Annotated in this window: 9 protein-coding genes; 4 read left to right on the forward strand and 5 right to left on the reverse strand. The window is 75.1% G+C overall.

Going from position 1 to position 9,445, the window contains the following annotated elements:
• The first annotated feature begins 244 nt into the window (after nt 1-244).
• Nucleotides 245-718, forward strand: a complete 474-nt coding sequence (locus ACFWEK_RS14450; RefSeq protein ID WP_430545184.1) for an RDD family protein — start codon at nt 245-247, stop codon at nt 716-718.
• Between the two features lie 110 nt (nt 719-828).
• Here the strand turns inward: ACFWEK_RS14450 and ACFWEK_RS14455 are convergent, their stop codons facing one another.
• From ACFWEK_RS14455 to ACFWEK_RS14470, 4 genes are all read right to left on the reverse strand, one after another.
• Nucleotides 829-1,578, reverse strand: a complete 750-nt coding sequence (locus ACFWEK_RS14455) for a DUF4191 domain-containing protein (RefSeq protein WP_430545185.1) — start codon at nt 1,576-1,578, stop codon at nt 829-831.
• 11 nt (nt 1,579-1,589) lie between these two features.
• Entirely contained in the window at nt 1,590-2,600 is a 1,011-nt protein-coding gene (lipA, locus tag ACFWEK_RS14460) for a lipoyl synthase (protein WP_430545186.1), read from the reverse strand.
• A gap of 117 nt (nt 2,601-2,717) precedes the next feature.
• Nucleotides 2,718-3,395, reverse strand: a complete 678-nt coding sequence (gene lipB / locus ACFWEK_RS14465; protein ID WP_430545602.1) for a lipoyl(octanoyl) transferase LipB — start codon at nt 3,393-3,395, stop codon at nt 2,718-2,720.
• A gap of 38 nt (nt 3,396-3,433) precedes the next feature.
• Nucleotides 3,434-3,946 (reverse strand): MarR family winged helix-turn-helix transcriptional regulator, encoded by a 513-nt coding sequence (locus ACFWEK_RS14470; RefSeq protein WP_430545187.1) that lies wholly within the window; start codon nt 3,944-3,946, stop codon nt 3,434-3,436.
• Nucleotides 3,947-3,982: 36 nt separating this feature from the next.
• Here ACFWEK_RS14470 and ACFWEK_RS14475 point away from each other — a divergent pair, with 36 nt between their 5' ends.
• Entirely contained in the window at nt 3,983-6,397 is a 2,415-nt protein-coding gene (locus ACFWEK_RS14475) for an MMPL family transporter (protein WP_430554495.1), read from the forward strand.
• On the opposite strand, the gene ACFWEK_RS14480 is transcribed toward ACFWEK_RS14475, so the two are convergent.
• Nucleotides 6,378-6,728: a hypothetical protein gene (locus ACFWEK_RS14480; RefSeq protein WP_430545189.1), complete on the reverse strand. Its 351-nt coding sequence runs from the start codon at nt 6,726-6,728 to the stop codon at nt 6,378-6,380. The genes ACFWEK_RS14475 and ACFWEK_RS14480 overlap by 20 nt on opposite strands.
• A 148-nt stretch (nt 6,729-6,876) precedes the next feature.
• On the opposite strand from ACFWEK_RS14480, the gene ACFWEK_RS14485 reads away from it, so the two are divergent.
• Nucleotides 6,877-7,968, forward strand: a complete 1,092-nt coding sequence (locus ACFWEK_RS14485) for a Gfo/Idh/MocA family protein (protein ID WP_430545190.1) — start codon at nt 6,877-6,879, stop codon at nt 7,966-7,968.
• 55 nt (nt 7,969-8,023) lie between these two features.
• Nucleotides 8,024-9,430, forward strand: coding sequence for a hypothetical protein (locus tag ACFWEK_RS14490; protein ID WP_430554496.1), 1,407 nt, complete (start codon nt 8,024-8,026; stop codon nt 9,428-9,430).
• The last annotated feature ends 15 nt before the right edge of the window (nt 9,431-9,445 follow it).

Here is a 9,445-nt window from a genome sequence, read left to right on the forward strand (position 1 = left end):
ACTCCACCCCCTCGCGACGGGTGAAGGCGATGGCCTCCTCGGCGTTCGTGAACATGCATGCACTCCTTGCGTGGATGGTGCCGTTCGGTCGGTGCCGCCGGACGGTTCCGAAGGACGGGCGCGACGGGCCGGTGCTCGCCGCTCGACGACCACGACCGTAGGGTGACGGCGTTTCTCCGGCATGGCGCGATTGTTTCCAACACGTTACGGCGGTCGTCCTCCCGGCGCCGCGTAGCCTTGACGTATGGCATCGCCGGAGGACATCTCGAGAGAAGACGTCGGGTCGTGGCTCGAGGGCGGGCGTCGCGACGACGCCGGGAGCGGCGGACGCCTGGGGCTCCCTGACACTGGCCCGGGGTCGCTCGCACGGCTCGGACGCCGGGCCGTGGCCCTCGTCGTCGACTGGGCGGTGGCGACGCTGATCGCCTACCTGGTGACGAGCCCGGTGTCGTTCGCCGAGCTGAACTCGTGGGTCACCCTCGGCGTCTTCGCGCTCGAGAACCTGCTGCTGGTCAGCACCGTGGGCTTCACTCTCGGCCACCGCCTCCTGGGCATGCAGGTCCGCGCCCTGGGCGCCCCCGACGGTGTCGCGCCGGGCTTCGCGCGCGGCGCGGTGCGCACCCTGCTGCTGTGCCTCGTGATCCCCGCCGTCGTGTGGGACCGCGACGGGCGCGGCCTGCACGACCGGGCTGCCGGGACGGTCCTCGTCCGCCGCTGACGCCGCCACGACCGCACCCGTCGCAACGAGATCGACCCACCCGTCGCGACGTCGACCGTCGGTGGGTCGATCTCGCAGCGGGTGGGTCGATCTCGTGGGACCTGCGCCGGTCAGCGGCCCTTGAGCCCCTTGCGGTCCGGGCGCGCCCGCATCGGGTCGACGCCCTTGGGGATCGGCAGGCGCGCGCCGCCGAGCGCCTTGAGGCGCTTCTTGACCTGCTCCGCCTCGGGCTTGGTCAGGCTGCGCTTGAGCTTCTGCACCTTCTTGGCGACCTTGGGCAGCGGGACCTGCCCCTCTTCGTTGCCGACCTGGATGAGGGTGATCGGCACGTTCGGCAGCACGCGCGCCGTCTTGCGGCGCTCGTCCTCGAGGAGGCGCTGCACCCGGTGCGACGGGCCCTCGGAGACGAGGACGACGCCCGGCCGCCCGACGCCGCGGAACACGAAGTCCTGGGTGCGCGGGTTGATCGCGACCGGCTCGTCCGCGAACTCCCACCCGCCGCGGACGGTGCCGAGCGCCGCACGGGCGGCGCCAGGCTGGCCCTCGATCTGGGTGTACGCAGCCTTCTCGGCCTTGCGTGTCAGGACGAACATCGCGCCCAGCGCCGCGAACGGGACGCCGAGCACGACGATGTACAGGATCTGGAAGCCGGTCGGCAGGTCGAGCAGCAGCACGATCGCGGCGACGACCGCGAGGACCCCGACGAACACGCCGAGGAGCAGCCACGTCACCGTGGGGTCCTGCTTGCGCGTCATCTGGTACGCGGCCCACACCTGGTGGTACCAGCGCTGCTTCTTGGGCTTCTTCTGCTTGCCGGTGGCGTCAGCGGGCGCGCCGGCGTCGGACTTGGTGCGGGCCATGGTCGTCAAGTCTAGTGGGCTCGCGGGGCAAGGAGGCTCGCCGCCTCCTGGCGCGACGTCGTCGGCTCCGCGAGGTGCGCGAGCGACTCCGGGATGGGCAGGCCGCGGCGCGTCATCGCTTGGCCCCACAAGCGGCCCGCGCGGTATGACGAGCGCACCAGCGGCCCGGCCATGACGCCCAGGAAGCCCATCTCCTCGGCCGCCTCGGAGAGCTCGACGAACTCCTCCGGGCGCACCCAGCGGTCCACCGGGTGGTGGCGCAGCGACGGGCGCAGGTACTGCGTGATCGTCACGAGGTCGCAGCCGGCGTCGTGCAGGTCCTGCAGCGCGTCGCGGGCCTCGTCGATCGTCTCGCCCATGCCGAGGATGAGGTTCGACTTGGTGACCAGGCCGGCCTCGCGCGCCCGGGTGAGCACGGACAGCGAGCGCTCGTAGCGGAACGCGGGGCGGATCTGCTTGAAGATGCGCGGCACGGTCTCGACGTTGTGCGCCATGACCTCGGGCCGCGACTCGTTGACGACGTCGAGCAGCTCGGGGATCGCGTTGAAGTCGGGGATGAGGAGCTCGACGCCCGTGCCGGGGTTGAGCGCGTGGATCTGGCGCACGGTCTCGGCGTAGAGCCACGCCCCGCCGTCGGCCAGGTCGTCGCGGGCGACGCCGGTGATCGTCGAGTACTTCAGGCCCATCGTCCGCACGGACTCGGCGACGCGGCGCGGCTCGTCGGCGTCGAAGTCGGCCGGCTTGCCCGTGTCGATCTGGCAGAAGTCGCAGCGGCGGGTGCACTGGTCACCGCCGATGAGGAACGTGGCCTCGCGGTCCTCCCAGCACTCGAAGATGTTGGGACAGCCCGCCTCCTCGCACACCGTGTGCAGGCCCTCGCCCTTGACCAGGCCCTTGAGCTCCCGGTACTCGGGGCCCATCGTGGCCTTCGTCTTGATCCACTCGGGCTTCTTCTCGATGGGGGTGGCGGCGTTGCGGGCCTCGATGCGCAGCATGCGGCGGCCCTCGGGTGCGATCGTCACGGGTGTCTCCCGGTCGTCGTCGAGCAGGTGGACGTCCGGCGTGACTGACCTGTGCGGACCCTGACCGCCGGACCTCGTCAGAGTACGTGAGCGGCGCGCCCGGGCGCCGCGACCTGCTCACCGTGTGGACGTGACCTCAGCAACACCCGGCGCGGCGACCGCTGCCGTGGGGGTCGCGCGCAGCGGGTCGAGGTGGCGGGTGAGGGCGTCGACGAGCGGCGCGCGGACGTCGTCGAGCGTGACGTGCCGACCGGTCTCGATGGTCAGCGAGGTGACGTCGGCGTCGGTGATGCCGCACGGCACGATGCTGTCGAAGCGGGTCAGGTCGGGGTCGCAGTTGAGCGCGATGCCGTGCATCGTCACGCCCTTGGCGGTGCGGACGCCGATGGCGCAGACCTTGCGCTCGAGGCGGTCGCCGTCGGCGGCGAACCAGACGCCGGTGCGGTCCTCGACCCGGATCGTCGCGAGACCGAACCCGGCGCACACCTCCATGACGGCCTCCTCGAGCGCCCGGACGTACGCGACGACGTCGATGGGCTCGGCGAGCCGCAGGATCGGGTAGACCACCTGCTGCCCGGGGCCGTGCCAGGTGATCTTGCCGCCGCGGTCGACGTCGACGACGGGGGTGCCGTCGGTGGGGCGCTCGTCGCGGTGGGTGCGCCGCCCGGCCGTGTAGACGTCGGGGTGCTCCACGACGATCAGCGTGTCGGGGCGGTCGCCGGCGACGACGTCGGCGTGCACGCGGCGCTGGAGCTCCCACGCCTCGTGGTAGTCGGTCAGTCCGGGCAGCGTCATCACGTCCACCCGGCCGAGGCTAGCCCCTTGCCGTGCGGTCAGTCCTCGGCGTCGCGCTGCGCCCGCACGAGGGTGACGAGGATCTCACGCAGCCGGGCCACGTCGTCGTCGGCGAGGCCGCGGGCGGTGAGGTCCTCGGCCGGCTGCAGCCGGCCGGCCTCCGCGGCGGCGCGGCGGCCGGGGTCGGTGACCGCGACGGCGCGGCGGCGGCGGTCGCGGGGGTCCTCACCGCGGGTGACGTAGCCGGCGCGCTCCAACCGCGCGACGATGCGGCTCATCGTCTGCTCGGTGACGCCGTTGAGCGTCGCGAGCTCGCGCTGCGTCCGGGGCCCGGCGAACAGGTGCAGCAGCACGGGGAAGCCCGCGTGGTTGAGGTTCCAGCCCGCGAGGTGGGCGTTCCAGTCGTGCTCGATGCGGCGCACGACGGTGAACAGCAGCCGGCCGGTGGGCCACTGGCCGGGGTCGTCGCTGGTGGGGTCGACCGGGTCGGGCCACGCGTGGGGAGCGGTGCCGGGCGCTGCCGCGGTGTCACGCGCTTCGTGGTGCTGCACTTGCTTCCTCCCTGGTCCGCCCTCAGAATACTCAGCATGCTGAGTAATCGGGCGCGGGGCAATCGGGGTCGAGGTCTGCTGCGGGGCCTCGTCATTCTGGCAGCGATCGGGGTGTGGCTCGCGATCGGCGCGTTCGGGGGGCAGGCCCAGGGCAGCCTGAGCAGCGTCCAGACCAACGACGACGCGGCCTTCCTGCCCGCGAGCGCCGAGTCCACGCAGGCCGCAGCGCTGGCCGAGGAGTTCACCGACTCCGAGACGCTGCCCGCCCTGGTCGTGGCCGAGACGTCGGACGGGTCCGACCTGACGAAGGAGCAGCTCGCCGACGTCCGGGCGTTCGCGGACTCGATCGCCGACGCCCCGCTCGGCGGGACGTCGGGCGACGAGCCGCGCACAGTGGGGGAGCTGAGCATCGCCGACCCCGTCGTGGTGCCGTCCGAGGACGGGCAGGCCGCGCTCGTCGTCGTCTCGCTCGACGCCGCCCAGGCCTCCGAGGACCTCGGCGCCGACGAGACGAGCGGCTCGGAGCTCGCCGTCGGGGCCCTCCGGACGCTCGTCGCCGCGGACGCCTCCGACGGCGGCCTCGCCGGGACCGGTCTCGACGCCTGGGTGACCGGACCCGCGGGCTTCGTCGCGGACCTCGTGAGCGCCTTCGGCGCGATCGACACCGTGCTGCTGCTCGTGGCGCTCGGCGCCGTCCTGGTGATCCTCGCGCTCGTCTACCGCTCGCCGTTCCTGCCGTTCGTCGTGATCCTCACGGCGGTCCTGGCCCTGTGCCTCGCGGGGCTGGCGGTCTACCACCTCGCCGCGAACGACGTGCTGACGCTGAACGGCCAGTCGCAGGGCATCCTGTCGATCCTGGTCGTGGGCGCCTCGGTCGACTACGCCCTGCTCCTGGTGGCCCGGTACCGCGAGGAGCTGCGGGCCACCAGCTCCCCCTACACCGCGATGCGCCGCGCCGTCCGCGCCTCGATCGAGCCGATCGCGGCCAGCGCGGGCACGGTGATCGTCGGGCTGCTGTGCCTTCTGCTGTCCGACCTGTCGTCGAACCGCAGCCTCGGGCCGGTCGCCGCCATCGGGATCGTCGCCGCGTTCCTGTCCGCGACGACCCTCCTGCCCGCGATGCTGCTCGTGGGCGGGCGGCGCGCCCGGTGGGTGTTCTGGCCCCGCGTGCCGCACGCGCTCGGCCGCCACTCCGACGCGCCCGACGCCCCGGAACCGGCCGCCCCGGAGTCGCTCGACCCGGAGTCGCTCGACCCGGCGACGGGCGCCGTGGCGGTCGCCAGGTCGAACGGTGACACGGCCGCTGACACGACCGCCGACACGGTGGGTGACGCTGCCGACGACACGCACGTGGAGGTCGCCGGGCACGGCGTGTGGTCGCGCGTCGCCGGCTTCGTGGGGCGGCACGACCGCGTCGTGTGGGTCGTCACCGCCGTGGTCCTCGCGGGCGGGGCGGCCTTCGTCCCGACGCTCGACGCCAACGGCACGGGCGACTCGGAGGTGTTCCTCACGCAGGTCGACTCCGTGGACGGCGAGGAGGCGCTCACCCGCCACTTCGAGGGCGTGTCCGCGCAGCCCGCGATCGTCATCGCCCCCGAGGCGGACGCCGACGCCGTCGTGGAGGCGGCCGAGGGCTCCGCCGGGATCACGGCGGCGACCGTCGTCACCGACCAGCCGGCCACCGCGCCGGGGATGCCGGCCCAGGGCGACCCGCTGGTCGTCGACGGGCAGGTGCGCGTCGACGTCACCACGGAGGCGCCGTCCGACAGCCAGGCGGCAGTCGAGGCGGTGGCCGACCTGCGCACGGCGGTGCACGAGGTCAGCCCGGACGCGCTGGTGGGCGGCGCGGCCGCGGAGCGGCTGGACACGCAGCTCGCCGGCCAGCACGACCTGCGCGTGATCGTGCCCGTGGTGCTCGCCGTGATCCTCCTGATCCTCGTGCTACTGCTCCGGTCGGTCCTCGCCGCGGTGCTGCTCATGGCCGCGAACGTGCTGTCGTTCGGGTTCGCCCTCGGCGTCTCGGCCGTGGTGTTCAACCATGTGCTCGACTTCCCGGGCGCGGACCCGGCGGTGCCGCTGTACGCGTTCTGCTTCCTCGTGGCGCTGGGGGTCGACTACTCGATCTTCCTCATGACGCGCGTGCGCGAGGAGAGCCTGCGGGTGGGCACGCGACGGGGGGTGCTGCGCGGGCTGGCCGTCACCGGCTCGGTCATCACGTCGGCCGGCGTGGTGCTCGCCGCGACGTTCGCGGCCCTGGGCGTCATCCCGCTGCTGTTCCTCGCCCAGCTCGCCGTCATCGTCGCGTTCGGCGTGCTCGTGGACACGCTCGTCGTGCGCAGCCTGCTCGTCCCGGCGCTCGTGCACGACGTCGGCGACCGGGTCTGGTGGCCGTCGCGCCTGGGCCGCGGCACGCGCGCGCCGGAGCGCGCCGTCACGCCGTCGAGTCGATGAGCTCCAGCAGGGCGCGGGCGGCGTCGCGGATGTCGTCGTGGTCGTACTGCCCGGCCCTGCTCTCCAGCGACACCACGGCGCACCGGTGGACCTTCGACAGGTCGCCGTAGGGGAACGACACCGCCTGCTTCGTCTCCGGGTTCTCGTCGTCGTCCACGCCCAGGTGCCAGTGCCGGAACTCGGTCCAGCCCTCACGGTCGACGAAGCGGTTCTCGGCGTCCGTGCTCGGGGCGTGCTCGCTCCAGTCGTCGCGCTCGTCGCGCACCACCCGACCCTCGCGCACCAGGGCGCGGGCCTGGTCCAGGCCCGGCTGGTTCAGTCGTGTCGCCATCGTCGTGGCTCCCTCCGGCTCGTCCGTGGGTCGCGCGCCGACCCACCTCCGGTCTACGGGAGGATCCGGATGGTCACCACCCGCCGGCGGCATGGCTCGCCGGGGCGGTGCCGGGGCGCCGGGCGCGCCGTCGGGCACGATGGACGCCATGGTCACGGACGAGGCGGCAGAGGCGGGCGCGACCGACGGCGGGACGGCGGCACCGCCGCCACGCCTGGCGATCGTCGGGTACGGGGGAGCGGGCCGGGAGATCCACGCCCGCCTCGCGGCGGAGGCAGGGCTGCCGGTGACGGCGGTCGTGACGCGCGACCCCGGCCGGCGCAACCAGGCCGCGGGGGACTGGCCGGGGGCCCGGCTGCTGTCGGACCTCGACGAGCTGATCGCCGCCCGCCGCGCCTACGACCTCGTCGTGGTCGCGAGCCCCACGACCCTGCACGCCGAGCAGGCCGCCGCCCTCGCCCGCGCGGAGATCCCGTTCGTGCTCGACAAGCCGATCGGCCTTGACGCGCACCAGGCGCGCGCCGTCGTCGAGGAGGCGGCCGCCACCGGCACGCCGTTCACGGTCTTCCAGAACCGGCGCTGGGACCCCGAGCAGCTCACCCTGGCGAGCCTGATCGACGCCGGGGAGCTCGGCGACGTGCACACGTTCGAGCGTCGCTGGGAGCGCTGGCGGCCCGTCCCGCGGCAGCGGTGGAAGGAGAACGACCCGGTCGGCGGCGGGCTGCTGCTCGACCTCGGCCCGCACCTGGTGGACTCGGCGACGCAGCTGTTCGGCCCCGTCCGGTCCGTCTGGGCGCAGACCCGCCGGCTCACCACGCCCACCGAGGACGACGTCTTCCTCGTCCTGGAGCACGAGGCCGGCGGCGGCCGCGCGGCGAGCCCGCACGCCGTCGTGTCCCGGCTCTGGGCGGGGTCCGTCGTGGGGGCCCCCGGCCCCCGGACCCGCGTGCTCGGGTCGGCGGGCGCCTACCTGGTGACGACCTTCGAGCAGGACGCCTCCCCGCTCGAGGTGCTGGACGACGACGCGCCCGAGGGCGCGGTGGGCTGGCTCACGCGCGGCCGCGACCGGCGCGCGGTGCCCGCGGCACCGGGCGGCCACGCCGACTTCTACCGGGCGCTGGGGCCGTGGCTGCACGGGGACGAGGCCCCGCCCGTCGACCCGGCCGACGCCGTGCGCACCGCCGAGGTGCTGGACGCCGCCCGGGTGTCCGCGCGCGAGGGGCGTCGTCTCACCCTCTGACGTGGCCTGTGGATGACGGCGACGCCGGGCGGCCGCGAAGGTGTTCGATGGCTCCGTGGCCACCCAGACGCTGCCGATCCCGACCGACGCCGGCGCCCGCGACGCCCTCGTGGAGCGGGTGCGTGCGCTCGCGGCGCTCCGGCACCCCTGCGTGGAGCCCGTGGTGGCCGTCGACGTGCGCGACGACGGGACCCTGGCCGTGCGGCGCGGCGGCGCCGCGACCGACCTGCCCACCGTGCTCGCCGTCCGCGGCCGCCTGACGTCGCGGGAGGCAGCGGGCGTCCTCGTCGCCGTGGCGCGCGGGCTCGCCGCGCTGCACAGCGCCGGGCTGCGGCAGGGGAGCGTGGGCGCGCACGACGTGGTGCTCGACCCCGGAGGCGGAGCGCTCCTGCGCCCGCGGGCCGACGCGGGCGACGTCTGCGGTGCCGGTGCGGTCGCGAGCGACGCCGCCGAGGCGGAGGCGGCGGACGTGCACGCCCTCGCGACGCTCGTCGCGGACCTGCTCGGCGACCGCAGCGACGACGACGCGGCCGCGCTGCGCGCCGTGCTGGCCCCGGCGGCGGCACCCGACGCGCGGGTGCGTCCGGAGGCGGGCACCCTCGCGGCCCAGGCGGACGCGGCCGTCGCCGCCGAGCCGGTGCGGCTCCCGGAGCCCGCGGCGCTGGCGGCGGCGGCGCTGGGCCGGCGGTCCGCGGTGCCGGCGGCGGAGGAGGCGCCCGCCCGCGCGTCCCGGAGGCGGGCGGTCCGGCGCGCCGACGGGAGCAGGGCCGGCCCCTCGGCGAGCAGGTCCGCACGGCGCGCGACCGCCCCGCGCCGTGCCGGGACCGCGCGACGCGTGCTCGGCCTGGCCGGCGCGGCGGCCGCGGTGGTGGTGCTGACGGCGGTCGCGGTCCAGGTCCGGGCGCCCGACGACGGAGCGGACAGGGCGGCCGCGACCGGCGTCGCGTCGGTCGGCATGCCGCCGGCGGCCTCGCCGCTGCCGGTCGCCGACGACATCCCGGAGACCGACCGCAGCGCGACACAGGGTGACGCGGTGCAGGCCGATCCCACGCGGGACCGGGCCGACCCCGGCGCCGCGGCCGCGGAGCTCACCCGCCGGCGGGTCGCGCTGATCGCGGACCCGGACGCGGACCCGGCGCGGTGGGGGACGGTGGACGTGCCCGGGTCGCCGGCGCACGAGGCGGACGTCGCCCTGCTCGAGGACGTCGCGCAGGCGCGCACCCGCGTGCGCGGCGCAGAGGCGCGGGTGGAGGACGCCCGTCCGGAGATGACCGACGAGGACGGATCGGGCGTGCCTCGGGACGGGGGCGCCGCGGACGTCGTGGTGCGCTACGCGGTGACGGCGCACGAGCAGGTGGCCGCCGACGGCACGGTCACCGCCGTCCCCGCGACGGACGTGCGCACCGCGACGTTGCGTCTCGCCTGGACGCCGGACGGCTGGCGGGTCGCCGAGGTCTCCTGAGCGACGACTCCCGTG

Source organism: Isoptericola sp. NPDC060257 (assembly GCF_042726645.1).
GTDB classification, from domain to species: Bacteria; Actinomycetota; Actinomycetes; order Actinomycetales; family Cellulomonadaceae; genus Isoptericola; species Isoptericola nanjingensis.

Coding starts and splice junctions, on each gene's coding strand:
- ACFWEK_RS14485 (WP_430545190.1), top strand. CDS start 6,877: ATGGTCACGGACGAGGCGGCAGAGGCGGGCGCGACCGACGGCGGGACG.
- ACFWEK_RS14480 (WP_430545189.1), bottom strand. CDS start 6,728: ATGGCGACACGACTGAACCAGCCGGGCCTGGACCAGGCCCGCGCCCTG.
- ACFWEK_RS14450 (WP_430545184.1), top strand. CDS start 245: ATGGCATCGCCGGAGGACATCTCGAGAGAAGACGTCGGGTCGTGGCTC.
- lipB (WP_430545602.1), bottom strand. CDS start 3,395: ATGACGCTGCCCGGACTGACCGACTACCACGAGGCGTGGGAGCTCCAG.
- ACFWEK_RS14475 (WP_430554495.1), top strand. CDS start 3,983: ATGCTGAGTAATCGGGCGCGGGGCAATCGGGGTCGAGGTCTGCTGCGG.
- ACFWEK_RS14455 (WP_430545185.1), bottom strand. CDS start 1,578: ATGGCCCGCACCAAGTCCGACGCCGGCGCGCCCGCTGACGCCACCGGC.